This window comes from uncultured Sphingomonas sp. (assembly GCF_913774285.1).
Lineage (GTDB): Bacteria > Pseudomonadota > Alphaproteobacteria > Sphingomonadales > Sphingomonadaceae > Sphingomonas.
Map to the genome: position 1 here is coordinate 257,546 of NZ_CAJYHX010000028.1, position 25,253 is coordinate 282,798.

At 67.2% G+C, this 25,253-nt stretch carries 30 protein-coding genes; 12 read left to right on the forward strand and 18 right to left on the reverse strand.

Annotated elements, in window-relative coordinates:
• Positions 1-50 precede the first annotated feature (50 nt).
• Positions 51-1,502: an ATP-binding protein gene (locus QZ670_RS15395; RefSeq protein ID WP_294256892.1), complete on the forward strand. Its 1,452-nt coding sequence runs from the start codon at positions 51-53 to the stop codon at positions 1,500-1,502.
• Between the two features lie 3 nt (positions 1,503-1,505).
• Here QZ670_RS15395 and QZ670_RS15400 read toward each other — a convergent pair whose 3' ends face one another.
• Positions 1,506-2,180 carry a phosphatase PAP2 family protein gene (locus QZ670_RS15400; protein ID WP_294256894.1) on the reverse strand — a complete coding sequence of 225 codons (675 nt, stop codon included), beginning with the start codon at positions 2,178-2,180 and terminating at the stop codon, positions 1,506-1,508.
• A gap of 219 nt (positions 2,181-2,399) precedes the next feature.
• Complete coding sequence (locus QZ670_RS15405) at positions 2,400-4,685, reverse strand: CDC48 family AAA ATPase (protein ID WP_294256896.1); 2,286 nt, start codon at positions 4,683-4,685, stop codon at positions 2,400-2,402.
• A gap of 292 nt (positions 4,686-4,977) precedes the next feature.
• Between QZ670_RS15405 and QZ670_RS15410 the strand changes: the two genes are divergently transcribed.
• Genes QZ670_RS15410 through QZ670_RS15425 form a run of 4 tightly spaced genes read left to right on the forward strand, consistent with a single transcriptional unit; the run spans position 4,978 to position 9,102 of the window.
• Positions 4,978-5,883 carry a LysR substrate-binding domain-containing protein gene (locus tag QZ670_RS15410; protein ID WP_294256898.1) on the forward strand — a complete coding sequence of 302 codons (906 nt, stop codon included), beginning with the start codon at positions 4,978-4,980 and terminating at the stop codon, positions 5,881-5,883.
• Positions 5,884-5,942: 59 nt separating this feature from the next.
• A complete protein-coding gene (locus QZ670_RS15415; protein WP_294257088.1) occupies positions 5,943-6,443 on the forward strand; it encodes a sterol desaturase family protein in 501 nt (166 codons plus the stop codon).
• 50 nt (positions 6,444-6,493) lie between these two features.
• Positions 6,494-6,907 carry a peptide-methionine (R)-S-oxide reductase MsrB gene (msrB, locus tag QZ670_RS15420; protein WP_125973078.1) on the forward strand — a complete coding sequence of 138 codons (414 nt, stop codon included), beginning with the start codon at positions 6,494-6,496 and terminating at the stop codon, positions 6,905-6,907.
• Between the two features lie 44 nt (positions 6,908-6,951).
• On the forward strand, positions 6,952-9,102 hold the full coding sequence (locus QZ670_RS15425) for a PBP1A family penicillin-binding protein (RefSeq protein WP_294256903.1): 2,151 nt from the start codon (positions 6,952-6,954) through the stop codon (positions 9,100-9,102).
• Positions 9,103-9,114: 12 nt separating this feature from the next.
• On the opposite strand, the gene QZ670_RS15430 is transcribed toward QZ670_RS15425, so the two are convergent.
• Genes QZ670_RS15430 through QZ670_RS15440 form a run of 3 tightly spaced genes read right to left on the reverse strand, consistent with a single transcriptional unit; the run spans position 9,115 to position 10,795 of the window.
• Positions 9,115-9,786, reverse strand: a complete 672-nt coding sequence (locus QZ670_RS15430) for a SprT family zinc-dependent metalloprotease (RefSeq protein WP_294256905.1) — start codon at positions 9,784-9,786, stop codon at positions 9,115-9,117.
• Positions 9,783-10,226: a YcgN family cysteine cluster protein gene (locus QZ670_RS15435; RefSeq protein WP_294256907.1), complete on the reverse strand. Its 444-nt coding sequence runs from the start codon at positions 10,224-10,226 to the stop codon at positions 9,783-9,785. Before QZ670_RS15435 ends, QZ670_RS15430 begins: the two co-directional genes overlap by 4 nt.
• Complete coding sequence (locus tag QZ670_RS15440; RefSeq protein ID WP_294256908.1) at positions 10,214-10,795, reverse strand: SCO family protein; 582 nt, start codon at positions 10,793-10,795, stop codon at positions 10,214-10,216. The genes QZ670_RS15435 and QZ670_RS15440 overlap by 13 nt, the downstream gene beginning before the upstream one ends.
• Before the next feature lie 71 nt (positions 10,796-10,866).
• On the opposite strand from QZ670_RS15440, the gene QZ670_RS15445 reads away from it, so the two are divergent.
• Positions 10,867-11,484, forward strand: a complete 618-nt coding sequence (locus tag QZ670_RS15445; protein ID WP_294256910.1) for an ankyrin repeat domain-containing protein — start codon at positions 10,867-10,869, stop codon at positions 11,482-11,484.
• Positions 11,485-11,491: 7 nt separating this feature from the next.
• On the opposite strand, the gene QZ670_RS15450 is transcribed toward QZ670_RS15445, so the two are convergent.
• From QZ670_RS15450 to QZ670_RS15500, 11 genes are all read right to left on the reverse strand, one after another.
• Positions 11,492-11,989: an MmcB family DNA repair protein gene (locus QZ670_RS15450; protein ID WP_294257090.1), complete on the reverse strand. Its 498-nt coding sequence runs from the start codon at positions 11,987-11,989 to the stop codon at positions 11,492-11,494.
• An 85-nt stretch (positions 11,990-12,074) separates the two neighbouring features.
• Entirely contained in the window at positions 12,075-12,692 is a 618-nt protein-coding gene (locus tag QZ670_RS15455) for a cell wall hydrolase (protein WP_294256911.1), read from the reverse strand.
• 197 nt (positions 12,693-12,889) lie between these two features.
• Entirely contained in the window at positions 12,890-13,231 is a 342-nt protein-coding gene (locus QZ670_RS15460; protein ID WP_294256912.1) for a DUF1491 family protein, read from the reverse strand.
• Entirely contained in the window at positions 13,228-13,731 is a 504-nt protein-coding gene (locus tag QZ670_RS15465; RefSeq protein ID WP_294256913.1) for a PaaI family thioesterase, read from the reverse strand. The genes QZ670_RS15460 and QZ670_RS15465 overlap by 4 nt, the downstream gene beginning before the upstream one ends.
• The gene (locus tag QZ670_RS15470) at positions 13,682-14,149 is read right to left on the reverse strand and encodes a PTS sugar transporter subunit IIA (protein ID WP_294256914.1); all 468 of its coding nucleotides are present in this window, start codon (positions 14,147-14,149) and stop codon (positions 13,682-13,684) included. The genes QZ670_RS15465 and QZ670_RS15470 overlap by 50 nt, the downstream gene beginning before the upstream one ends.
• A 45-nt stretch (positions 14,150-14,194) precedes the next feature.
• The gene (raiA, locus tag QZ670_RS15475) at positions 14,195-14,794 is read right to left on the reverse strand and encodes a ribosome-associated translation inhibitor RaiA (RefSeq protein ID WP_294256916.1); all 600 of its coding nucleotides are present in this window, start codon (positions 14,792-14,794) and stop codon (positions 14,195-14,197) included.
• Between the two features lie 35 nt (positions 14,795-14,829).
• Entirely contained in the window at positions 14,830-15,540 is a 711-nt protein-coding gene (dnaQ, locus tag QZ670_RS15480) for a DNA polymerase III subunit epsilon (RefSeq protein ID WP_294256917.1), read from the reverse strand.
• A gap of 7 nt (positions 15,541-15,547) precedes the next feature.
• Positions 15,548-16,153: a dephospho-CoA kinase gene (coaE, locus tag QZ670_RS15485; protein ID WP_294256918.1), complete on the reverse strand. Its 606-nt coding sequence runs from the start codon at positions 16,151-16,153 to the stop codon at positions 15,548-15,550.
• The gene (aroE, locus tag QZ670_RS15490; protein ID WP_294256919.1) at positions 16,150-16,959 is read right to left on the reverse strand and encodes a shikimate dehydrogenase; all 810 of its coding nucleotides are present in this window, start codon (positions 16,957-16,959) and stop codon (positions 16,150-16,152) included. The genes coaE and aroE overlap by 4 nt, the downstream gene beginning before the upstream one ends.
• Entirely contained in the window at positions 16,956-17,555 is a 600-nt protein-coding gene (locus QZ670_RS15495; RefSeq protein WP_294256922.1) for a nucleoside triphosphate pyrophosphatase, read from the reverse strand. The genes aroE and QZ670_RS15495 overlap by 4 nt, the downstream gene beginning before the upstream one ends.
• Complete coding sequence (locus tag QZ670_RS15500; RefSeq protein ID WP_294257092.1) at positions 17,555-18,370, reverse strand: pyruvate, water dikinase regulatory protein; 816 nt, start codon at positions 18,368-18,370, stop codon at positions 17,555-17,557. Before QZ670_RS15500 ends, QZ670_RS15495 begins: the two co-directional genes overlap by 1 nt.
• Before the next feature lie 302 nt (positions 18,371-18,672).
• Here QZ670_RS15500 and hemE point away from each other — a divergent pair, with 302 nt between their 5' ends.
• The 4 genes from hemE (at position 18,673) to QZ670_RS15520 (ending at position 22,441) form a co-directional block, all read left to right on the forward strand.
• Positions 18,673-19,704 carry a uroporphyrinogen decarboxylase gene (gene hemE, locus QZ670_RS15505; RefSeq protein WP_294257093.1) on the forward strand — a complete coding sequence of 344 codons (1,032 nt, stop codon included), beginning with the start codon at positions 18,673-18,675 and terminating at the stop codon, positions 19,702-19,704.
• The gene (locus tag QZ670_RS15510) at positions 19,701-20,153 is read left to right on the forward strand and encodes a CopD family protein (protein WP_294256924.1); all 453 of its coding nucleotides are present in this window, start codon (positions 19,701-19,703) and stop codon (positions 20,151-20,153) included. The genes hemE and QZ670_RS15510 overlap by 4 nt, the downstream gene beginning before the upstream one ends.
• 175 nt (positions 20,154-20,328) lie before the next feature.
• On the forward strand, positions 20,329-21,585 hold the full coding sequence (rho, locus tag QZ670_RS15515) for a transcription termination factor Rho (protein ID WP_064313625.1): 1,257 nt from the start codon (positions 20,329-20,331) through the stop codon (positions 21,583-21,585).
• A gap of 136 nt (positions 21,586-21,721) precedes the next feature.
• Positions 21,722-22,441, forward strand: coding sequence for a TerC family protein (locus QZ670_RS15520; protein ID WP_294256926.1), 720 nt, complete (start codon positions 21,722-21,724; stop codon positions 22,439-22,441).
• A 46-nt stretch (positions 22,442-22,487) separates the two neighbouring features.
• On the opposite strand, the gene QZ670_RS15525 is transcribed toward QZ670_RS15520, so the two are convergent.
• Both QZ670_RS15525 and QZ670_RS15530 read right to left on the reverse strand, forming a co-directional pair.
• Entirely contained in the window at positions 22,488-23,183 is a 696-nt protein-coding gene (locus QZ670_RS15525) for a dienelactone hydrolase family protein (RefSeq protein ID WP_294256928.1), read from the reverse strand.
• On the reverse strand, positions 23,180-23,659 hold the full coding sequence (locus QZ670_RS15530) for a methylated-DNA--[protein]-cysteine S-methyltransferase (protein WP_294256929.1): 480 nt from the start codon (positions 23,657-23,659) through the stop codon (positions 23,180-23,182). The genes QZ670_RS15525 and QZ670_RS15530 overlap by 4 nt, the downstream gene beginning before the upstream one ends.
• 53 nt (positions 23,660-23,712) lie before the next feature.
• On the opposite strand from QZ670_RS15530, the gene QZ670_RS15535 reads away from it, so the two are divergent.
• Positions 23,713-23,949, forward strand: a complete 237-nt coding sequence (locus QZ670_RS15535; protein WP_121072777.1) for a DUF6489 family protein — start codon at positions 23,713-23,715, stop codon at positions 23,947-23,949.
• Positions 23,950-23,960: 11 nt separating this feature from the next.
• Positions 23,961-25,244, forward strand: coding sequence for a tRNA uridine-5-carboxymethylaminomethyl(34) synthesis GTPase MnmE (gene mnmE, locus QZ670_RS15540; RefSeq protein WP_294256933.1), 1,284 nt, complete (start codon positions 23,961-23,963; stop codon positions 25,242-25,244).
• Positions 25,245-25,253 lie beyond the last annotated feature (9 nt).

The following is a 25,253-nucleotide window of genomic DNA, read 5'->3' on the forward strand; positions in this document are numbered from 1 at the left end:
GTGCGCGCAGCCCTTGCCGCTGCCCCCCCTGATCCGGCAAAGCGGCGGCGATGACCGTCAGCGTGGACATGGGCGTCGACGGCACGGGCAGCCCCGTGCCGGTCGATCTGGAGGAGTTGCTTGCAACCCGATTGCTCGTCCAGGGCAATTCGGGCTCGGGCAAGTCGCACCTGCTCCGCCGGCTGCTCGAGCAGTCCGCGGGTCACGTCCAGCAGGTGGTGATCGATCCCGAGGGCGATTTCGTCACCCTCTCCGATCGCTACGGCCATCTCGCGATCGAGGCGGTCGACCATAGCGAGCGCGACGTTGCCCGCTTCGCCGCGCGCATCCGCGAACATCGCGCTTCGGTGGTGCTGAGCCTCGAAGGGCTGGAGGCGGAAGGGCAGATGCGCTGCGCCGCCACCTTCCTCAACGGCCTGTTCGATGCGCCGCGCGACCATTGGTATCCGGCGCTCGTCGTGGTCGACGAGGCCCAGCTGTTCGCCCCCGCCGGCGGCGGCGAAGTCGCCGAGGAAGTTCGCCGTGCGTCGCTGTCGGCGATGACCAACCTGATGTGCCGCGGCCGCAAGCGCGGCCTTGCCGGCGTGATCGCGACGCAGCGGCTGGCCAAGCTAGCCAAGAATGTCGCGGCGGAAGCCTCGAACTTCCTGATGGGGCGCACCTTCCTCGACATCGACATGCAGCGCGCCGCCGACCTGCTCGGCATGGAGCGCCGCCAGGCCGAGGCGATCCGCGACCTGGCGCGCGGGCATTTCCTCGGGCTCGGCCCGGCGATCACGCGGCGACCGGTAGCGATCCGCATCGGATCGGTGGAGACCAGCGCGCGCAGCTCGTCGCCGAAGCTGACCCCCCTGCCCCAGGCGCCGACCGAGGACATCAAGGACCTGCTGCTCGCCCCCGCCGAACCCGAATGGGTGCCGCCGGCGCCGCCGCCCGCGCATGCCTATGCCCAGCCGGAGACCGTGCTCGAACAGCTTGCCCGCTCGGCACCCGCGCCGATGGAAGTCGAGCCCGATCGCGATCCGGAGGAAGTCGCCGGGCTGGTGGCCGATGTGCTGCGCGCGATCGTCGAGGACGAACAGTCGACGCTGCGCTCGCCCGCCGTGCTCTACCAGGATTTCCAGGTGCGCTGCCGTATGGTCGGACTGACCCGTCCGCCGCTCGACATTTCGGGCTTCGTGCGGCGCCTGTCGGCGGCGCGGGCGGGCATCCATGGCGATCCCGACGACGAGTGGGCGCAGGCGCTGGAAGCAGCACGGGCGCTGCCCGACGACATGCTCGCCCCGTTCCTGCTCGTCGCCAAGGCGGCGCGCGAGGGGCTGCCCTGCCCGAGCGATACCGATATCGCGACCAGCTATGGCACCAGCTCGCTCGGGCGCGCACGGCGGCTGATGCAATATATCGAGAGCAAGGGGTTGTTCGTCACCCGCGTCGATCTGTCGGGCAAGCGCTCGATCACCATCCCGCGGCTGGGCTGGACGACGCAGGCCTCGGACGGCTGAGCGCTAGCGCCGGTGCAGGCGCGCGTTGAGCGCGAACATGCACAGCGCCCAGATCGCACCGAAGCACCAGCCGGCCAGCACATCCGACGGCCAGTGCACTCCGAGGAACACGCGGCTGCAGCCGATCAGCAGCACCAGCAGCACAGCGAAGCCGAGCAGATAGGCCCGCGCCCAGCGGCTGGTCTGAGTCTGCGCGACCATGATGCCGAGGGTGAGGTATACCGCCGCCGAGATCATCGCATGGCCGCTGGGGAAGCTGGCGCTGGAGACATGGGCGAGGTGGGGTACCACCTCCGGGCGCGGGCGGTGGAGGAAGATCTTGAGCAGCGCGTTGATCGTCGAGGCGCCGACCAGCGATCCGCCAAGCAGCAGCGCCTCTGAACGCTTGCCGAACGCGAAAAGGAAGATCAGCGTGGCGGCCCCCGCCAGCCACAGCACCGTGTACCCGCCGAGCGCGCTGATATCGATCGCGGACTGGAGCAGCCACGGCGGGCCGATCGGGGTGGCGAGGTCGCCCGGTCGGCGGAAAGCCAGCAGCAGGGCAGGGTCGAACGCGAACCCGCTGGCGAAGCGCAGGCAGAGGAACGCCGCGAGTCCCGCCAGCGACAAGCCCAGCAGGGCGAGGGCTGGCCAGAGCCATTGGCGGTTGGATTGCTGAAGCGGGTTGGAATCGGTCATGCTGCTCGCGTCTTGGAGGGGAGAGGGCCTCCTATCGCACGGGCGGTGCGAGTGCGCGCCTCAAAAACCATCGTCATCCCCGCGAAGACGGTGATCCATTCGCCTGTGCGCTAGGGGAAAGAACCGCAGCATCAGCGCCAATGGATCCCCGCCTGCGCGGGGATGACGTGGTATTTGGAACAACCGTGACAGCCCTGCCGGGGGCGAGTCCGGTACGCCTCACCCCTTCGGCCCGCGGCCTTCCAGCATGCCGGGCGCGATGAAGCCGATCGGTTGGATCGACGAGGCCTGCTGCTTCAGCCTGCCCTGCATCGCCTCGTAGTCGCTCTCCATCTCCGGCGTGACCGTCGCCCGCGAGTCCTTCAGCGCTTCCTCGAAATGCGCCATCGTCACTTCGCGGGTCGCCAGCGACTGGCGGAGCGCAACGAGGCCGGCGCGGCGGACCACGTCTTCCAGGTCGGCGCCGGTGTAGCGCTGCGTCTGCTCGGCGATCGCGCCCAGGTCGACGTCCGATGCCAGTGGCATCTTGTCGGTCTGGATACGCAGGATGCGCTCGCGCCCGGCCTTGTCCGGCACGCCGACATAGACGAGCTCGTCGAAGCGGCCCGGGCGGAGCAGGGCGGGGTCGATCAGGTTGGGCCGGTTGGTCGCGCCGATCACCACCACCGACTGGAGCTCCTCCAGCCCGTCCATCTCGGCGAGGATGGTGTTGACCACGCGTTCGGTCACCTGCGGCTCGCCCATCGCACCGCCGCGCGCCGGCACCAGCGAGTCGAGCTCGTCGATGAAGATCACGCAGGGCGCCACTTGCCGCGCGCGGGCGAACAGCCGGGCGATCTGCTGCTCGCTCTCGCCATACCATTTGGAGAGCAGGTCGCTCGACTTGGTGGCGATGAAATTCGCCTCCGCCTCGCGCGCCACGGCCTTGGCGAGCAGCGTCTTGCCGGTACCCGGCGGCCCGTAGAGCAGGAAGCCCTTGGCCGGCCGGATGCCCAGGCGCCGGAACGCATCCGGATCCTTGAGCGGCAGCTCGACGCCTTCCTTCAGCCGCATCTGCGCATCGTCGAGCCCACCGACATCCTCCCAACGGACCGTCGGCGCCTGCACCATCACTTCGCGCATCGCGGATGGCTGGACGCGCTTCAATGCCTCCAGGAAATCGTCGCGGGTGACCGACAGCGTGTCGAGCACCTCGGGCGGGATCGTGCCTTCCTCGAGGTTGAGGCGCGGCATGATCCGGCGCACGGCCTCGATCGCCGCCTCGCGGGTCAACGCGGCGAGATCGGCACCGACGAAACCATAGGTGGTGCGCGCCAGCTCGGCGAGGTCGACGGTATCGCCCAGCGGCATGCCGCGCGTGTGGATACCCAGGATCTCGCGGCGGCCGCGATCGTCCGGCACGCCGACGACGATCTCGCGATCGAACCGGCCTGGACGACGAAGCGCCTCGTCGATCGCCTCGGGACGATTGGTCGCGGCGATCACGACGATGTTGGCGCGCGCCTCCAGCCCGTCCATCAGCGTCAGCAGCTGCGCGACGAGGCGCTTCTCGGCCTCGCCGGTCACTTGGCCGCGCTTCGGCGCGATCGAATCGATCTCGTCGATGAACACGATCGACGGCGCATTCTTCGACGCTTCCTCGAACACCTGGCGCAGCCGCTGCTCGGATTCGCCGTACGCCGAGCCCATGATCTCCGGCCCGTTGATCAGGTGGAAGCTGGCATCACTTTCATTGGCCACCGCGCGGGCGAGCCGCGTCTTGCCCGTGCCGGGAGGCCCGTGCAGGATCACGCCCTTGGGCGGATCGACGCCGAGGCGCTGGAACAGTTCGGGGTAGCGCAGCGGCAGCTCGACCATCTCGCGCAGCTGGTCGATCGTGCCGGCCATGCCGCCGATATCGTCATAGGTGACGTCGGCGCGGCGACTTTCCTTGGCCTCCTCATACTCCGTGCGGAGCTCGACTTCGGTATTCTCGTCGATATGCACCACGCCGCGCGGCACGGTGGAGAGCACCGTCAGGCGGATCTCCTGCAGCGCATAGGCGGGCGCCCGCACGAATTGCTGGACGTTGGGCGGCACATCGGCGCGCTGGTGACCGACGGTGGCGATCGTGTCGCCGGCGGTGAGGGGCCGCGTGAAGAAGGTGCGCTTCAGCGCCTCGCCGGTGCCGCGCAGCCGCAAATTCGCCTGGGCCGGGCCGAACACGACGCGCGTTGCCGGCTTCGAATCGGCGCGGCGCACCTCGACGAAGTCGCCCGAGCCGACCCCGGCATTGGCGCGCTGCAGCCCGTCGATGCGGAGCAGCTCCAGCCCTTCGTCTTCGGAATAGGGGAGGACGGCACGCGCAGGGGTGCTACGCTTGCCGACGATTTCGATCACATCGCCCTCGGTGATGCCGAGCGCGGCCATCAAACTACGCGGGATATGGGCCAGTCCGCGGCCGCTGTCCTCGGGGCGCGCATTGGCGACCTGCAGGCGGCGGGTGCGGGATTCGTCATCGGCCATTCTGGGTTCCTTCGTGGCGGTAGGCCCGAAAGCTAAGAACGGCGGAGGCAAAAAAAAGGGCCGCCTCAAAAAGGGCGGCCTTGGAAAGTTTTAGGAGAGGATGCCTGAAAGGCACCCCCTATGTGCGGTGCGGCACGTTTTTGTGCAAGTGCGAAATTTACACCGCGTAGATGCATGACTTGCAATCGCGATTGTCCGGGGCGATATTCCCCCCAGCGGGAACGGATTGCGTGGGGGCGCTCAGCCTTTGCGAGCCCTTTGCTGCACCGCACCACAGAAGAGAGACGGATCGATGCGACGCCTTCCGCCGCTCACCGCGATCGAAGCCTTTGTCCAGGTTGCCCGCCTGGGTTCGATCAAGGCCGCCGCCGAGGAACTAGCCCTGTCCTCGCCCGCGCTCAGCCGGCGCGTGCAGGCGCTCGAGCGCTTCATCGGCAAGCCCCTGTTCGAGCGACGCCACCAGTCACTGCGGCTCAACGACGACGGCGACCGGCTGCTCAGCCTGATCGCGCCGGCGCTCGACACGATGACCGACGCGATCGAGACGATGACCAGCGGCAGCGAATTGCTGCGGCTCCGGCTCGGCGTGCTGCCGCTCTATGCGACGCAGCAGCTCCTGCCGCGTCTGCCGGAATTGAAGCAGCGCCATCCCGAGCTGCATCTCGACGTCGATACCGGCAGCCACGGCATGGCGCGGCTCGGCGACGGACTGGACGCAGCGATCGTCATCGCCCGCGATATCGATCCCGGCTATTATTCGCGCCGGCTGGACCGCAACCGGGTGCACGTGATCGGCGCGCGCAGCCTCGTGGAGGGCCCGAATCCGGTCCGCGACCCCATGGACCTCGCGCGGCTCACTGCGCTCGTCCACCGCGAAATGCCCGAGACCTTCACCGCCTGGCGGATGGCGGCGGGCTATCCCGATCTCGAACCGGCGGCGATCGACCTGTTCGATTCGGGCAACCTGATGCTGGAGGCCGCCGCCCAGGGGCTCGGCGTCGCCTTCATGCTCGAATCGCACTACCAGTCCGCCCGCGACGAGCGGCTGGTGCAGCTGTTCGATCTGACCGTGGAGAGCCATTACAGCTATTGGTTCGTCTGCCGCCCCCGCGCGCTCACCTTGCGCCCGGTGCAGATCTTCCACGACTGGCTGATCTCGGCGATGGGCGCGGACCTGCTGGACATCGCGCCGGCCTGACCCTGCCTCTTTGGGCAAAGTCAATGGAATGGCGCGGGAGGATCGCCTACATGGGGGCCATGTCGCCGCTCAACGCCGTCCTGATCTTCCTCGCTACCGTGCTCGGCATGGAGCTGTTCGCTTATGCCGCGCATCGCTGGATCATGCACGGCCCGGGCTGGTTCCTCCACGAGAGCCACCACCGCCCGCGCACCGGCAATTGGGAGCTCAACGACCTCTATGCCGCGATCTTCGCGGTGCCGTCGTTCGTGCTGCTCTTGGGCGGCGTGCAGCTCGGCTGGTGGCCGGGCTTCACCTGGATAGGCGCGGGGATCGCCGCGTACGGCGCGATCTATTTCGGCTTTCACGACCTGATCGTGCACAAGCGGATTCGCCACCGCTACATTCCACGTTCCAGCTACATGAAGCGGATCGTCCAGGCGCACCGGCTCCACCACGCCGTGCGCACCCGCAAGGGCACGGTGAGCTTCGGCTTCCTCTACGCACCCAAGCCCGAGGTGTTGAAGGCACAGCTCCGCGAAAGCGGCGCGGTGGTGCAACGGATCACCATCCCGGATTGAGCGCTTCGGCGGATTGACGGCACGGCCTGCCGGACCCACATCTCGGGCCTATGGAACAGCTGAATCTCTCCGAATCCGAATGGCGCAAGCGCCTCACCCCCGAGCAGTTCCACGTGCTGCGCGAAGCTGGCACCGAGCGTGCCTTTTCGGGCCGCTACAACGACAACAAGGCCGACGGCATCTATCGCTGCGCCGGATGCCAGCTCGAGCTGTTCGACAGCATCGACAAATATGATTCCGGTTCGGGCTGGCCCAGCTTCACCCAGCCGGTGGCGCCAGATCATGTCAGCGAGCATGCCGATACCAGCCATGGCATGCGCCGGATCGAGGCGCGCTGCGCCCGTTGCGACGGCCATCTCGGCCATGTCTTCCCCGACGGCCCGCCGCCGACGGGGCTTCGTTACTGCATGAATTCGGTCAGCCTGGAGTTCCGGCCGCGCGCTGCGGGCGCATCGGCCGCCTGATCCTTGTGGGAATGCCCCGCACGCTGTAATCGACCACGCCGTACATGGCCGTGAAATCGAAAACCGCAGCTGCGCCCTGGTGGCGCCGGGGCTCCTTCTGGAAGAAGTTCTTCCTCTGGTCGCTGATCAGCGGCGTGGCGCTGGCGCTGATCGCCTGCATCGCGCTGGTGATCGCAGTCTATTCGGCGCGGTCGACGCTGCCGAGCTTCGACCAGATGAAGTCCTCGCCCAACGGCCAGATGATCCGCGTCCACGCCGTGGACGGCACCGTGCTGGTCTCGCTCGGGCCGAGCTATGGCGAATGGATCAAGTACGACCAGATCCCGCAGGCGATGAAGGACGCGATCATTGCAACCGAGGATCGCCGCTTCGAATCGCACTGGGGTGTCGACCCGGTGGGCGTCGCCCGCATCTTCTGGGTGGCCAAGCGCCTGCATGATGAAGGCCGGCGCCTGCAGGGCGGCTCGACCATCACCCAGCAGGTGGCGCGCACCATCTTCTTGTCGAACAAGTACAGCGTCACCCGCAAGATTCGCGAGGCGATCCTGGCGCTGGCGCTGGAGCGCAAGTTCAGCAAGCAGGAGATTCTCGAACTCTACCTGAACAAGGTCTATTTCGGCGGCGGCGCGTATGGGATCGACGCGGCGAGCCGCAAGTTCTTCGGCCATCCTGCGACCAACCTCTCGCTGGGCGAATCCGCGATCATCGCCGGCTTGGTCAAGGCGCCCTCGCATTATTCGCCGACGGCCGACTCGGAGGCGGCGGTCGACCGCGCGACGGTGGTGCTCAAGCTGATGGCCGATGCCGGCAAGATCAGCGAGGCCCGGGCCAACAGCACCGATCCGCACGCCGTGCAGCTGGCGCCCGAGCCCAAGCAGAACAGCGTCCGCTACTTCACCGACTGGGCACTGCCCCAGCTGGAAACGCTGATCGACGAGACCGAAGCGCCGCTCGACGTGTGGACGACGCTGGACCTCAACATGCAGCGCAGCGCCGACCAGGCGATCCGCGCCAATGCGCCGGACGGCGCGCAGGGCGCGCTCGTCTCGATCGACCGCGACGGCGCGGTGCGGGCGATGGTCGGCGGCAAGGACTATGTGTCCTCGATCTACAACCGCGCGACCCAGGCGCAGCGCCAGCCGGGTTCGTCGTTCAAGCTGTTCGTCTATCTTTCGGCGCTCGAAGCCGGGCACAAGCCCGACGACGTAGTGGTCGACGAGCCGGTGACGATCGACGGCTGGACCCCGCGCAACGATTCGCGCCGCAACAGCGGTCCGATCACGATCCGCACCGCCTTCGCCTATTCGGTCAACACGATCGCGGCGAAGCTCGGCCAGGAGGCGGGCTTCACCACGGTGGCGGACATGGCGAAGCGCTTCGGCATCACCACGCCGATCAACACCCAGCCGGCGATGGTGCTCGGCACCTCGAACGTCCGCCTGATCGACATGACGCGTGCCTTCGCCTCGGTGGGCAATAACGGCGTGGCGGTGACGCCCTATGGCATCACCCGCGTCACCGCGAACAATCGCGTGATCTACCAGCATGAGGTGGATACGAGTCACGTGCTGGTCGCCAACTATGTCGCGGCGCAGATGATCGACCTGATGCAGACGGCCGTCGCCACCGGCACCGGCCGCGCCGCGCAGATCGGGCGTCCGGTCGCGGGCAAGACCGGCACGACCAGCTCGAACAAGGACGGCTGGTTCATCGGCTTCTCCAGCGGCCTCACCACCGGCGTGTGGATGGGCCGCGACGACGCCAAGGTGGTGCCGGGCCTGCAAGGCGGCCGCGCTCCGGCGCGGGCGTTCCACGACTTCATGATCCAGGCCGTCGCCAACCGCCCGGTCGAGCAGTTCGAAACGCAGCTGACGCCGCCCGACAACATGCTGGAGCCCGACGAGGACGCCTACGGCGCCCCCGACAATGGCATGATGGTCGATCCGGATGGCAACCCTATCGCCCCACCGCCGCAGGTGCCGGCCGAGCCGCAGGACGGCGAGGAGATGGACGGCACCGCCCCGGTGCAGCAGGGCGGCCGCCCGGCGCCCGTGCAGCAGCAGGGAGAGCGGCTGGACCGCGACTGGATCAACCGGATGACCGGCCGCGCGCCGGGGCAGCAACAGCCCCAGCCGCGTCAGCCCCAGCGCCAGCCGGCACCGCAGGATCGCCAGCGGCCCAACGACGAATATTGAAGGGCGTGGAAGTTACTCCCGCCCGATCCAGTGCAGGCTGGACCCGTGCTTGCGCAGCCAGTGTCGCTGCGGGGCCGGGTCGGCGCCGTAGAGCTGCTCGACCAGCGCGTGGAAATCGGGGCCGTGATTCATGTGCACCCGGTGCGCGACTTCATGCGCCACCGTCGCGCGGCGGACTTCGCTCGGCGCGAGGATCAGCCGCCAGCTATAGCGGATCACCCCCGTCGACGCGCAGCTGCCCCAGCGGCTCCTCGCGTCGCCGATCGCCACCTTGGTGACCCGCACCCCCGCCAGCGCCGCATAGTGCGCGGTTTCCTCGCTCAGCACCCGCAGCGCCTCGGCACGGAGCCAGCGTTCAACGCGGCGACCCAGGCCTTCCTCCGCCCCGCCGCATAGCAGCTGGTCGCCGTCGCGCCGGACCGCGCGCACGCCCGCCACCGGCCAGACGATCGTCAGTTCGCCATCGCCGAACGGCACGCGGGCACCCTGCACGAACGGGCGACCGCCCGGCAGCCGCTCCCGCTGCGCGTCGATCCAGCCTTGTTGCTCGCCCACCCATTGCATCGCCTTGGCGAGCGACGCGCGCGGCGGGATGGTCAGTCGCACCTTGCCGTCGCGGGGATTGATCGCGAGCCGCATCCGCCGCGCGCGGGGATGGCGGATCACTTCGAGGCCCTCGATCAAAGGCGGCGATCCGTGATGTGATCCTCCAAGTCGTCGGCGTCGTTCTCGGACACGGTCCAGCCCCGAGTCGATTCCCCCGCGCGGTGTACGGCCTCCGGGTCACCGGAGACGAGATAATGCCAGTCCGGCAGTTGCTCGCCATTCGCCCGCAACCGATAGGCACAAGTGGAGGGAAGCCATTCGGTCTGGCGGACGTTGCGCATCGTCAGCCGCACGCATTCCGGCACGTAGGCGCGGCGATGCTTGTAATCGGTGCAGCGACCCGCACGCCGGTCGAGCATCTTGCAGGCGACGTTGGTGGCGAACAGTTCGCCGGTTTCCTCGTCCTCAAGCTTGTGCAGGCAGCATTTGCCGCAGCCGTCGCACAGGGCTTCCCACTGCGCGCGGTCCAGGGCCTCCAGCGGCAGATCTTCCCAGAATTTGATGGTCAACGCACCCAATGCTCAAGCTCGGCGACGATCGCCGGGGGATCCTTTTCCAGCGGCAGGCTGGTGATCGGCTTGCCGTCCGGCCCCATCAGATAGGCCACTTGCGTATGGCCCATCAGATAGCCCGACGGCGTAGGCTGCTTCATATAGGCGATCGCATATGCCTTCGCCACCTGCGCGATGGACTCGGGCTTGCCGGTGAGCCCGACCAGCCGCGGGTGGAAGTTGCCGACATATTGCTTGAGCTGCGCGGGCGTATCGCGCTCGGGATCGACCGTGATGAACAGCGGCACGATCTTCTGTGCGGTGCGGGGCGCCTGCTTGTCGAGCGTGCGCAGCGCCGCGCCGATCTTGGTCAGGTCGGTCGGGCAGACGTCCGGGCAATAGGTATAGCCGAAATAGACGATGCGGTATTTGCCCGCGAAATCGGCATCGGTGACGGTCTTGCCGTTCTGATCGGTAAGGGTGAACGGCCCGCCGATCCGCGCGCCGGCCAGCGGCGGCGCTTCGGTGCTCCCCGTGCCGCACGCCGCCAACGCCAACATTGCGGAAGCTATCAACGCGCGAAACATCCAGTTCATGGTATCCACCGCCAGTCTTTGCTAGGAACGCCGCTGCATCCGTCGCCCGTATCGAAGGTACCGATCCAGCAATGACGTTCCGTCTCGCCTCTGCCGCCGCCGCGGCGCTTCTCCTCCTGCCGCTTCCGGCGCTCGCCCAGGGCATGGGCCAGCCGCGCGAGAGCATCCAGTTCCTCGACGCGATCCGTAAGGCCGACGGGAACAAGGTCAACGAGTTCCTGCGCGACAAGGCAGCCTCGATGATCAACGTGAAGGATCCCTATGGCACCGGCGAGGCTGCGCTGCACATCGTCGTCAAGCGCCAGGACCCGACCTACCTGACGGTGCTGATCAACCAGCCCGGCATCAACGTGAACATCCAGGATCGCGACGGCAACACGCCGCTGATCTTCGCCGCCGGCCTCGGCTGGGCACCGGGGGTGGACGCGCTGCTCGCCAAGAAGGCCAACGTCAACCTGGCGAACAATGGCGGCGTCACCCCGCTGATCCGCGCGGTGCTCGCCCACGACGCCGAGGTGGTGAAGAAACTGCTCGACGCCGGCGCCGACCCCGATCGCAGCGATTTCGGCGGGGGCCTCTCGGCGCGCGAATATGCGAAGCGCGAGACGCGCTATCCCTCCGTCGCCAAGCTCCTCGCCGACGCGCCCAAGATCGGCCGCGCCGCGGCGGCCGCAGGCCCCAAGCTCTAATCCCCGCTCAGAACCCGTCGGCGACGTCGGGGTCGAGCATTCCCAGCAGCCTTCGTCCCGCCCGGCGGGCGAAGGCGAGCGTAGCCTTGCGGCGGGCGGGCGCTGCCAGCGGCACCGTCGCCGCCTCGCGCGCCACCGCCGCATCGTAGCGATCGGCGACGATCAACCCCGTGCGCTCGGGCAGGAAATGCGGCTGGTCTAGCGGACGCAGGTCGAATCCCTGCGGCACCGCCCAGAAGAAGCGGTCGCAATGGCCGAGATATTCGGGCCACTTCGCGTCGCCGAGCAGGTCGGCACGCGACACCTTGATCTCGACGATCACGATGTTGCCACGTGCATCCAGCGCCATCAGGTCAACCCGCCGACCGCCCTCGAGCGGCACCTCGCCGATCGCCACGCAATCGTGGCGCAGTAGCATCCGGCACACGCCCCGCACCACATCAGCCGCAACCAGCGCCTCGGCTTCAGGGGTCAGGGCGGGGGGCAGGGGAGTGTGCGCGTTCATCACGAGAATATAGAACATTCAGCGAACACAGAAAAGCCGCCGAATCGCTTCGGCGGCTTTTCGAGCGCGACCGGGAAGCCCCCGATCAGCGATAGAAGATGTGGTTCCCCACGGTCGCGACCGTGGCACGACCCTGGGCGCCGCTGACGTAGCGCGCATGGAAATAGAGCGCGTCGCCGGCGGGGCTCTCCCACAGATTCTTGCGAGCAACCTGGGCGACGGCAAGCGCGCGGCGCCAGTGTGCATTCGCCGGCGGCGTCGGCAGCTTGCCGCCGCGGACGAACGAGAACTGGCCCTTCTGGGTCACCACCGAGCAGACCGAGCCGGGGAAGCGCCCCGAAGTGCTACGGTTGAGGATCACGTCGGCAACCGCGAGCTGGCCCGACAGCGGCTCGCTGCGGGCTTCGAAATAGACGCCGGTGGCGAGGCAGCGGAGTTCGCGATCCTCTTCGAGCGCGGCAACATCTTCCTGCGCGGCGACCGCGTCGGAAAGGGTGGCATATTCCGGGGTGGTATCGTCCTCGGCGTCGGAACCCTGCTGCTCGACCGCGGCCTGGGGCGCGGGAACCTGCTGGGAAGCAAGGACGTTGGAAACCTGTGCCGGTGCAGTCTGCACCGTCGCCTGAGTCTTCGCTTCCTGTTGCGGGAGCGGGCTCAGATTCAGCGTGGCAGCATTCGCAAGTGCGCCAGCGCAAAAAGTCACAGCTGCGAAAGTCGCAGCCCGTGGCAGAAACTTCATTTCAAATCTGTATTGTGCGGTTGGCGTGCGATCGGCCGCTGCTCCGGAGGAGACTGAGCCGTCGGACTTACCCCCCGACTGCGTAACCGATCGACTTCACACCCCGAACGGCACAACGCGAATGAACGTGGTGATCCCTTTCGCGGGCGAGGCCCGGACTGTCAACAAAGGTTCATCGTTTCAGCGGCGAACCGTTCGGCGCCTGCGATATCCAGTTCAACGACCCACAGATCGGCGTCGCGCTCCCGCCGCCGCCGCCAATAGGCGCTCGCCTCTGCCTCGTCGGCCAGTTGCTTGGGGCCGGAGGGGAGCAAGGCGCGCTCGCCATTCGGTCCGATGCCGCCTTCGACGAAGCGCGGATTGACGCCGCGCTCCAGCAGCAGGAGCAGGATCGTACCCGAGGTTCCGTCCCCCTTTGCCAACACCATCGCCGATCCGCCGGCGGCGTCGGCCCGCCGTACCAGCGCGCTCACCAGCATCGCGCTGGTCAGCCGAGGTGTCATGCCGTGCGATAGCCGGGGAGGGTGGCAAGCGCGATCCGCGAGCGCATGAAGGTGCCGGTGCCGCGCGCCGCTTCCTCGCCATGCGCGTCGATCAGCCGCGCTTCGGCGACGAACACCCGGCGCTGGCCGCTCACCCAGCGGCCCTCGGCGATCACCGGGCCCTCGGGGAGCGGCCTGGTCAGCAGCAGGTTGAAGGCGGTGGTCAGCAGGAATCGATCCGTGACGAGGCTGTTCGCCGCATAGAAGGCAGCGTCGTCGAGCATCTTGAAATAGCTGGTGCCGTGGGTCGCCCCGGCGGCGTGGAAATAGCGCGAGTCCACGTCAAAGCGGATTCGCGCGACTCCCGCTTCCGGAATCTCGAGCACCGAAGGGAAGAGCTGGTTGATCGGGGCCGCTGCATAGAGCGATTCGAGCGCCCGGTAATGCGCCTCGGCACCCGTCGGCGCCGGTTCAGGCGGCGTCACGCGCCTCGACTCCGGTGAGCAGCACGTAGAGCGCATCCTTCGACCCCGCGCCGCGCAGCTTGTCGGCAAAGGGCCGCTCGCGCAGACGGCGCGAGACCGAGGCGAGCGCCTTGAGATGCTCGGCCCCGGCATTGGTAGGGGAGAGCAGCATGAACACCAGGTCCACCGGCAGATCGTCGACCGCGCCGAAATCGAGCGGCTGCTCCAGCCGGGCAAACACGCCGCACACGCGCGGCAGGTCGTCTAGGCGCGCATGCGGAATCGCGATGCCGCCGCCGAAGCCGGTCGAGCCCAGCCGCTCACGTTCGGCCAGCCGCTCGGCCACCAGCTTGGCGTCGACCCCGTAGGTCGCCGCCGCACTGGCACCAAGCTGCTGGAACAGCGCCTTCTTGTTACCCGCCGTAACGCCGGCGAGCACCGCCTCCGGCACGAGCAAATCGCTCAGATCAGTCATGAAATCGTTCCAAAGAAGCGGTGCTGCCCCTGGGGCAGCCCGGCCTTACGCCGGTGCGCGGTTGGGCTCAACCCAGCCAATCGTTCCGTCGCCGCGGCGATAGACCATATTATAGGCGCCGGTGCCGCTGTTGCGGAACAGCAATGCGTTGGTATTGCGCAAGTCGAGCATCATCACCGCGTCCGAAACCGTGGCATCGGGCACGTCGACGCGCGTCTCGGCGATCACCAGCGGTGCGTCGGCAACTTCCTCCTCTTCGCGCGCTTCCTGGAACAGGGTGTAGCCGGCATTGTCGAAACCATTGTCATAGGCGCCGCCCTCGGCCAGCGCGATCACTTCGGTCGGGCGGCGATCCTTAAGTCGGCGGACATAGCGGCGCAGCTGCTTGTCGATCCGATCCGCCGCACCGTCGAACGCGCCATGCGCTTCCATGCCGCTGTTGGTCGCCTTGAGCACCAAGCCCTGGGTCACATGCATCACAATGTCGCAGGTGAAGCCGTTGTCGTGCGGGCCCTTGCCGAAGGTGATCTGCGAGGAGATGGCGCGGGAGAAATACTTGTCCGCGATACCCTGGACCCGATCCGTCACCTGCGTCTTGAGCGCTGCGCCCGTATCGACCTGATGCCCCGAGATCCGGATATCCATAATGTACCTCCACTTCGCAATTAGGGACGAGCGACCTAGGGGTGCGCCGGAACCGCGTCGATTGTGGGAACACCCCATAGCGGCTCGTCCAGGGACTTCAGAAACGCTGCGTGCCGTTCAAGTTCCACCGCACTCGCGGTGAAACGCCGCGCCGGCCGGACGTGTACCCGAGTCGGCGCCTCGGCGACGGTCTCCGGCATGATCGGCACTTCTTCCGCCAGGCCCAGCGTGATCTGGCGGCCACCGGTCAGCTCGACATAGACCTGCGCCAGCAGCTGCGCGTCGAGCAGCGCGCCGTGCAGGGTGCGGGCGCTCAAGTCGATGCCGTAGCGGCTGCACAGCGCGTCGAGCGTGTGCTTGGCGCCCGGATGCCTGGTCCGCGCGAGCACCAGCGTGTCGACCATGCGGCTCAGGTCGACGATGGGACGGCTGCAGCGGCCGAGCTCACCGTTGAGGAAGCTGAAGTCGAACCCGGCATTGTGCGCGACCATCGGCGAGTCGCCGATGAACGCCAGCAGGTCCTCGACGACATCCTCGAACACCGGCTTGTCGGAGAGGAATCGCTCGGACAGGCCGTGGACGTTGAACGCCTCCACCGGCATGGCACGCTGCGGATTGATATAGGCGTGGAAGTGGTTGCCGGTGGCAACCCGGTTCACCAGCTCGACACAGCCGATTTCGACGAGGCGGTCGCCGCCTGAGAAGCTGAGTCCCGTCGTTTCGGTGTCAAACACGATTTCCCGCATGAAGCGCTTATCCACCCGCAGGCGGCGCGAGGCAAGCGATGACCTTGCGTACGCAATCTTCCGTAACCTGCAGGCCTTCGCCGGTGGGGATCACGAAATCGGCGCGGGCGCGCTTCTCGACGTCGGGAAGCTGGCGCGCGAGAATGGCCTCGAAGCGTTCGGCGGTCATGCCGGGGCGGGCGAGGACGCGGTCACGCTGGACCTCGGGTGGCGCCGAGACCACGGCGATCTTGTCGACATGCCGCCAGCCGCCCGCCTCGAACAGCAATGGTACGTCAAGAACGAGCAGCGGCGAGTCGGCATGGGCAGCGAGGAACGACTCGCGCGCCTCGGCGACGGCTGGGTGGAGAATCGCCTCGAGGCGGGCGAAGGCGTTGGGGTCGGCCATCACCGCCTCGCGCAGCAGCGTGCGATTCACCCCGAGTTCGGTCGTGGTGTCGGGAAACTCGGCTTCAATCGCCGCCACCGCCGCGCCGTTCGGGCCCTGGAGCTGGTGGACGGTTGCGTCAGCATCGAACACCGGCACGCCGTCGGCGGCGAACATCGCTGCCACGGTGGACTTGCCCATGCCGATCGAGCCGGTGAGGCCCAGCACGATCGGCCGCCTGCTCATGCGGTGAGCAGCGCGCGCAGTTCCTCGTCGCGGTCGCGCGGGGGCTCGGCGCCGAAGAAGAGCTCGAAGGCAAGCGCGGCCTGGCCGACCAGCATCTCGAGTCCGTCCACCGTATCCAACTCGCGGTCGCGCGCCTGGGCAAGCAGCGGCGTCTCGAGCGGGGCGTAGACGATATCGTACACCACCGCATGTTCGGGCAGCGGATCGAGATTCAGGTCGAGCGCGGGCTGGCCGTCCATCCCGAGCGGGCTGGCGTTCACCAGCAGGTCGGCAGGTGGAAGCGGGGCGCCGATCGGCAACGCATCGCCCTTCACTCCGAAGCTGGAGAGCAGGGCGGCGGCCTTGAGCACGTTGCGGTTGAGGATCGTCACCTTGCCGATGCCGACGCGTGACAGGGCGAACAGCACCGCACGCGCGCCGCCGCCCGCGCCGACGACCACCGCATGGCGGCCTTCCAGCTCCAGCCCGGCGATCGGCGAGAAGAAGCCGCCGGCATCGGTATTGGTGCCGATCAAGCCGCCGTCCTCGCCGCGGATCACGGTGTTCATCGCCCCGATCGTGTTCCGGACGCCACCGGGGTCGCCGACGAGGTCCATCACCGCCAGCTTGTGCGGGATCGTGACGTTGCAGCCGCGCCAGTCGGAATCGTCCTTCGCGCGGGCGAAATAGGTGGCGAGATCTTCGCCGAGCACATGGGTGCGGCGATAATCGCCCTCGATGCCCAGCGCATCGAGCCAGAATTTGTGGATGATCGGGGATTTGGAATGGGCGATCGGATCGCCGATCACTTCGGCATAGCGAGTCACTTGGGCATCACTCCCCGGGTACGCAGATAGTCGAGAATCGGCAGCAGCGGCATGCCGAGGATGGTGAAGTGGCTGCCCTCGGTGCGGCTGAACAGCTGCACGCCGGGTCCCTCGATGCGGAAGCAGCCGACGCAGCCGGCAATCGCGGGCCACTCCAGGTCGAGATAGGATTCGATGAACGCTGCGCTGAGCGGGCGCACGTGCAGCCGCGCGCGATCGACGTGCCGCCACACGGCGCGGCCACCCTCGGCGATCACCGCGGCGCTGTAGATGTCGTGGGTCTTGCCCGACATGCGCTGGAGATGGTCGCGCGCCTGCTCGCGGCTCTCCGGCTTGTCGAGAAGGCTGCCGTCGTCGAGCGCGACGAGCGAGTCCCCGCCCAGCACCAGCGCCTGCGGCGCCATGCGCGAGACCTTGAGCGCCTTCAGCTCGGCCAGCGCATCGGCGAGGTCGCGCGGGGATGTGCCTTCCGCGAGCAGCGACTCCTTGGCGCTGGCCTCATCCACCAGCGCCGGCAGCGCCTCGTGCGGCACGCCGGCGGCATCGAGCATCGCCCGGCGCGAGGCGCTCTGGGAGGCAAGGACGAGAGTCGGCATCATCGGCGCTCCATCGCGCGGTCGTTGCAAAGCTGGATGATCGCCGCCGCGGTCTCCTCGATCGAGCGGCGGGTGACGTCGATCACCGGCCAGCCATTGTCGGCGAACATCCGGCGGGCGAAGGCAATCTCGCGCTGCACCGCTTCCTGATCGACATAGTCGGTCTCGGGCGCCTGGTTGAGCGAGAGCAACCGGTTGCGGCGGATCTGCACCAGCCGATCGGCGCTGGTGGTGAGCCCGACGATCAGCGGACGCTTGAGCTCGAACAGCTTGGCCGGTGGAGGGGACTCCACCACGATCGGGATGTTCGACACCTTGTAGCCGCGATTGGCGAGATAGATCGAGGTCGGCGTCTTCGACGACCGCGACACGCCGGCGAGCAGGATGTCGCTCTCCTCCCAATCCTCCCAGCCGATGCCGTCGTCATGGGCGATGGTGAACTGGATCGCGTCGACACGCGCGAAATAGGCCGCGTCGAGCATGTGCTGCCGCCCCGGCCGCGCCTTGGCCTCCTGCCCGAGCAGGTTGGACAGCGCATGGCTCACCTGGTCGAGCGGCGCGATCGCCGGCAGCCCCAGCGCGCGGCAGCGCGTCTCGAGCATGCGGCGAATGTCGCGATTGACCAGCGTGTAGATCACCAGGCCGGGGTTCTGCGCGATCTCCTGCAGGATGCGCTCGAGGTGTGCCTCGCTGCGCACCATCGGCCAGAAATGGCGCAACGGTTCGACGTCGTCGAACTGCGCCAGCGCCGCCTTGGCGATGTTTTCCAGCGTCTCGCCGGTGGAGTCCGAGAGCAGGTGCAGGTGCAGCCGCATCAGGCTGGGGACCGATCTGTGCATAACATGACGAACAAGCGGTAGCGTAACCGCGGCACCCGGCCAACCCGCTGAGATTCGGGATTCGCCGCGTGATTCGTCCACAACGGCATCCCCAGCTTGTGCTTTCCATTCACAGCCTGTGAGTCTTGTGGACAGATTTTCCGAATCCGGCTGATTCCGTATGGCCGCAGGAGTCAAATTGTTGGCAAGTGACTCACATCGCCATAAGCCCCGGCTTTCACCGGCCAACAGACTCCAACATCCTGAGAATCGAATCTTCTAGTAGTGGGATCCCGGCTCTGACTCTTCGCGCATCCAAGCCGCTGCTCGCGACCCTCCGCGGTGTTCGCCAGCCCGTTCCCCCCGTCTGGCTCATGCGCCAGGCCGGTCGATACCTGCCCGAATATCGTGCGCTCCGTGCCGAGAAGGGTGGATTCCTCGCGCTCGCGATGGATTCCGAAGCGGCGGCCGAGGTCACGCTGCAACCGATCCGCCGCTTCGGCATGGACGGCGCGATCCTTTTTTCCGACATCCTCGTGGTCCCGATGGCGCTCGGCCAGCAGCTGTGGTTCGAGACCGGCGAAGGCCCGAGACTTGCGCCGACGGTGACCGGGCGGGACGTGCTCGACGGCTTCGATGCCGATTCCAGCGTCCTGGAGCCCATCTACGGCACGATTCGGCGGGTGAAGGCGGCCCTGGACCCCTCGACCACCTTCCTGGGCTTTGCAGGCTCTCCCTGGACCGTGGCGACCTATATGATCGCGGGGCAGGGCAGCCGTGAGCAGGCCGAGGCGCGCCGCCTCGCCTATCGCGACGAAGGCCTGATGCAGGCGCTGGTCGATCGCATCGCCGATCAGACCATTGCCTATCTGCGCGCCCAGGCCGAGGCGGGGGTCGAGGCGGTGCAGCTGTTCGACAGCTGGTCGGGCAGCCTCAGCCCTGCCCAGTTCGAACGCTGGGTGATCGCCCCCAATGCGCGGATCGCGGCAGCCGTTCGGGATCTGGTGCCCGTGATTGGATTCCCGAAGGGGGCAGGGGGCAAGCTCGCCGCCTATGCTCGTGAAACCGGAGTCGATGCGATCGGGCTCGACGAGACGGTCGATCCCGATTGGGCGAATGCGGTGCTGCCCGAGGGGCTGCCGGTACAGGGCAATCTCGATCCGCTGGCGCTGATCACCGGCGGTGCGGTGTTGGACAGCGCCATCGACCGGATCCTCGCGGCCTTCCCTACCCGGCCGCACGTGTTCAACCTGGGCCACGGCATCCTGCCCGACACGCCGATCGCGCATGTCGAGCAGCTGCTGGCCCGCGTGCGGGGGACCGCGGCATGATCGGCTGGCTGGGCAGTGCCTATCTCTGGGTGAAGGCGTTCCACGTCATCTTCGTGGTATTCTGGATGGCGGGGCTGTTCCTGTTTCCGCGCTACCTGATTCACCACCAAGAGGCACTCGGCACCCCTGAGGCGGCGGCCTGGGCGAAGCGCGAGGCGCTGCTCAAGCGGATGATCCTCACGCCTTCGATGGTCATCGTCTGGGTGCTCGGTCTGGCGCTCTCGGCCAATATCGGGCTGTTCGACGGGCAGGCCGGCATCGGCTGGCTGCACGCCAAGCTGCTGCTCGTCGTACTGCTCAGCGGCTATCATGGCTGGGCGGTCGCTTATGGCAAGAAGCTGGCGCGGGGGCAGGCGCCGATCGCCACCCGCACGCTGCGCTTCCTCAACGAAGTGCCCGCGCTGGCGCTCGTCTTCATCGTCATTCTCGCCGAGGTGAAGCCCTTCTGAGAATCACTGCGATTCGGTGAGGTAAATCTGCGCCGAATCGCAGTTGACTTGGAGGGAGCCGCTACCTAATTTTGGGAGGTGTACCGAACCCCGGTGCATCCTTCCTCCAAGCATCGACTCCTGCGCGTACACATCGCCGATCGACGCTCTCCCCCTTAGAATTTCCGGACCTTCCATGCATCTCAAGGACCTCAAGAAAACCGCCCCCGCCGAGCTGGTCACCATGGCCGAGGCACTGGGCGTCGAGAGCGCGTCGACGCTGCGCAAGCAGGACCTGCTCTTCGCCATCCTCAAGGCCCAGGCCGAACAGGGTGACCAGATCATGGGCGAAGGCACGATCGAAGTGCTGCCCGACGGCTTCGGCTTCCTCCGCTCGCCCGAGGCCAACTATCTCGCCGGCCCCGACGACATCTATGTCAGCCCCAACCAGGTCCGAAAGTTCGGCCTGCGCACCGGCGACACGGTCGAGGGCGAAATCCGCGGCCCCAAGGACGGCGAACGCTATTTCGCGCTCACGAAGCTGGTGAAGGTCAATTTCGACGATCCGGATGCGGTGCGCCACCGCGTCAACTTCGACAACCTGACCCCGCTCTATCCCGAGCAGAAGCTGCGCCTCGACACGCTCGACCCGACGGTCAAGGACAAGTCGGCCCGCGTGATCGACATCGTCGCACCGCAGGGCAAGGGCCAGCGCGCGCTGATCGTGGCGCCGCCGCGCGTCGGTAAGACGGTGCTGCTGCAGAACATCGCCAAGGCTATCACCGACAACCATCCCGAAGTCTTCCTGATCGTGCTGCTCATCGACGAGCGTCCGGAAGAAGTCACCGACATGCAGCGTTCGGTGAAGGGCGAAGTGATCAGCTCGACCTTCGACGAACCGGCGACGCGCCACGTTCAGGTCGCCGAAATGGTGATCGAAAAGGCCAAGCGCCTGGTCGAGCACAAGAAGGACGTGGTGATCCTGCTCGACTCGATCACCCGTCTCGGCCGCGCCTACAACACCGTGGTGCCGAGCTCGGGCAAGGTGCTGACCGGCGGTGTCGACGCCAACGCCCTGCAGCGCCCGAAGCGCTTCTTCGGCGCCGCGCGCAACATCGAGGAAGGCGGCTCGCTCTCGATCATCGCCACCGCGCTGATCGACACCGGCAGCCGCATGGACGAAGTGATCTTCGAGGAGTTCAAGGGCACCGGCAACTCGGAAATCGTCCTCGACCGCAAGGTGGCGGACAAGCGCATCTTCCCGGCGCTCGACGTCGGCAAGTCGGGCACCCGCAAGGAAGAGCTGCTGGTTGAAAAGGCCAAGCTCACCAAGATGTGGGTGCTGCGCCGCATCCTCATGCAGATGGGCACCATCGACGCGATGGAATTCCTGCTCGACAAGATGAAGGATTCGAAGACCAACGAAGACTTCTTCGACAGCATGAACCAGTAACGCGGAGCCGCCGGGCTCGTGATTTCGGAAAGGCCGGGCCCGGGCGCCCGGCCTTTTTGCGTATGGCTGCAGGGAACGTGTCGCGGCGGGCAAGCGTAGGCGTTGCGTGCGCCGATGGGGGCGCTAGGGTTTTGGCATGATCGATCTTCTTCTCAGCGCCGCGGCAGGCGGCATCGGCTCGCCGCTCGACATCTGGCAGCATATCGTCGCCGATTTCTCCAATCTCGGCGATCCGGCGGCACTGGCCGCCTTTGGATCGGTGCTGATGATCGACCTGGTGCTGGCCGGCGACAATGCCATCGTCGTCGGCGCGCTGGCAGCGGGACTGCCGGCGGACCAGCGCAAGAAGGTGATCCTGATCGGCATCGGCGCGGCGCTGGTGCTGCGCATCGCCTTCGCGTTGATCGTCAGCTGGCTGATGGGAATCGTCGGCCTGATCTTCGCGGGCGGACTGCTGTTGCTCTGGGTCAGCTGGAAGTTCTGGCGCGAGATCCGCCATGGCGGCGAGAGTGGAGGCTCGGACGAGATCGAGGGCGACGAGCATTCTGGCGTGCGTTCGGCGCGGAGCTTTGCTGGCGCTGCCTGGGCCGTGGCCGTGGCGGACGTCTCGATGAGCTTGGATAACGTTCTGGCGGTGGCTGGTGCCGCACGAGAGCATCCCGGTATCCTCGTCGTGGGCCTGCTGCTCTCGGTAGCGCTGATGGGATTGGCGGCGAACCTGATCGCTAAGCTGATCGATAGCCACCGCTGGATCGCCTATATCGGCCTGGCGGTGATCGTCTTCGTCGCGCTCAAGATGATTTATGAAGGCTGGGTGGGGACGCCCGGCACGGCAGGCATCACCAGCCTCTTCTGAGCCCGCGGAACCCCTCCCTGCGACGCAGGGAGGGGAGGGGAGGGCCTCAGCCGAGATGCTCGGCGAAGAAGTCCTCGGTACGCTTGTCGGCGAGCTGTGCGGCTTCTTCCGAACGGCGGTTGCCGAGTTCGGCGGCGAAGCCATGGTCCTCGCCAGGATAGTCGTACAGCGTGACCTTGGGATGATCGTCCAGCCCCTCGTGCATCTTGGCCTGGACCTCGGGCGACACGAAGTGGTCGGCTTGCGGAATATGCAGCAGCAGCGGCTTGGCGATCGCATGCTTCTCGTCGAGCAGCCCGTCGATACCCACGGCATAATAGCCGACGCTGGCGTCGATGTCGGTCCGCGTCGCGGTCATGTAGGCGAGGCGGCCGCCGAGGCAGAAGCCGACCGCGCCGACCTTGCGGCCGCCCAGCTCGGCGCGGGCGACCTGAATGGTCGACTCAATGTCGGCAACGCCCTTGTCCTGGTCGAACTTGCCCATCCAGTCGAGCGCCTGCTGCATCTCTTCCGGTACATCGGCGTCGAGCTCGATGCCGGGCTGCAGGCGCCAGAACAGGTCGGGGGCGATCGCCAGATACCCCTTGGCCGCCCAGCCGTCGCACTTCTTGCGGATGCCCTCGTTCACGCCGAAGATTTCCTGGATCACGAGGATCGCGGCGCGCGGGGTGCCCTCGGGGCGGGCGACGTAGGCGGAGAAACTGCCCGCTTCGTCCAGCGCGTCGATCGTCAGATTGCTCATAGCAGATAGTCTCCGGTTAAGCGCCGCTCATGATCGAGCAGCCAGGATTTGGTGGTTGGGCCTTGCCCGGCCGAATAGGCGCCGAGCCCGCCGCCCTGGTTCAATACGCGGTGGCAAGGCACAACGAGCGGAAACGGATTTCGTGCACATAGTTGACCGATGGCACGGGCGCTTGAACCCAATGCGCGCGAAAGGTCGCCATAGCTGATCGTCCGCCCGAACGGCACCGCGATCAGTTCGTCGCGCAGACACGCGCCCCGCGGGGTCGATGCAGGCGCCAGCGGGAGATCGAAGTCGCGCCGTTCGCCGGCAAACCATTGTTCGAGCTGCTCCGCTGCGGCGCGGACAGCGGCCGCGCTGCCATTGCGCGGGGAGCCATCGGCACCGATGGTGATGTGCTCCAGATGCCCCTCCTTGCCTTCGATCCGGATCGGGCCGATGGGCGTTGCGATCAGGGCATGGTCGCGCGCATACATGGGGCATGGCCTAGCAGCCGGCCGGGGATGCGCTCAAGCGCGGAAGGGATCACATGAAGATCAACGTCGAAGTCGAGTGCACGCCGGAGGAAGCGCGCCGCGCCATGGGTCTGCCTGATCTCACCCCGGTGCATGATCGTTACGTGAAACTGATGGTGCAGGCGATCGAGAACCACGGGACGCCCGAAGGCTTCGAGCAGATGATGCGCAGCTGGGCGCCGATGGGCGAGGCGGGCATGAACTTCTGGCGCGGCATGTTCGATGCGGCGACGAAGAAGCCGGGCAGCTGACGACCTCGGCCATGGATACGATCTTCGCGGTTTCGAGCGGGGCGCCGCCCGCGGCGGTCGCGGTGCTGCGCATCAGCGGAGCACGGGCATTTGCTGCAGTGCAACAGCTGGCCGGGGATGTTCCCGCACCGCGGCGTGCTGCACTGCGGACGCTGCGTAATGCGGCGGGCGAGCCGCTCGACCAGGCATTGGTGTTGTGCTTCCCGGGACCGCGATCCGCGACCGGCGAGGATCTTGCCGAGCTGCACTTGCATGGCGGCCGTGCGGTGGTGCGGGCGGTAGAGGCAGCGCTGGCGAAACTCCACGATCTTCGCGCAGCGGAGGCGGGGGAATTTACGCGGCGAGCGCTGCTGCACGGTCGGCTGGATCTGAGCGAGGCGGAAGGGCTTGGCGACCTGCTGATGGCGGAAACCGAGGCGCAGCGCCGCGCCGCGATCCGCAGCGCGGGTGGGGCTGTGCGGCGGCATGCCGAGGACTGGACGAACCGGCTGCTCGGACTTGCCGCCCGCATCGAAGCCGAGCTTGATCATGGCGACGAGGATGATGTCGCGGGTGCCGATCCGCTGCCGGCGCTACGATCCGCCGCCGCGGCGCTGGGCCGCGACATCGCGGCCGTCGCCGCGCGGCCGCCGGTGGAGCGGCTGCGCGACGGGCTGCGCGTCGCGCTCGGCGGCCCGCCCAATGCCGGCAAGTCGACGCTGTTCAATGCGCTGGCCGAACGTGACGCCGCGATCGTCTCGCCGATCGCCGGGACCACGCGCGATCGCATTGAAGTGCCGGTGGTCCGCGAAGGCATTGCCTGGCTGCTGATCGACACCGCCGGCCTCGCGGAGGAAACCGACGATCCCATCGAATCCATCGGCGTGGCACGCGCCCGCGATACACTGGCCGAAGCCGATCTGTTGCTCTGGCTGGGTGACGATCCGCCACCGCCGCACGCCTGCGCCTTGTGGGTCCACGCCCGCGCCGATGCCGAAGGCCGCGTGCCTGCCCAGCCCGAGCAGATGGTCGTGTCGGTGCGCGAGGGCAGGGGCATCGATGTGCTTTGGCAGCGCATGGCGGAGGTTGCATCCGAGCTGCTTCCGCCGCTCGACCTCGTCGCGCTCAATGCGCGCCAGCGTGGCTGGTGCATCGCCGCGGCCGATGCCTTGGCGCGCGCGTCGCTGCTCGATGATCCGCTGCTCCTCGCTGAAGAGCTCCGCGCCGCCCGTCGCGCGCTCGACGCAATCACCGGTCGTGCCGGCGTCGAGGATGTGCTCGATGCGCTGTTTGGAAAATTCTGCATCGGTAAATAAAGTGTTCCA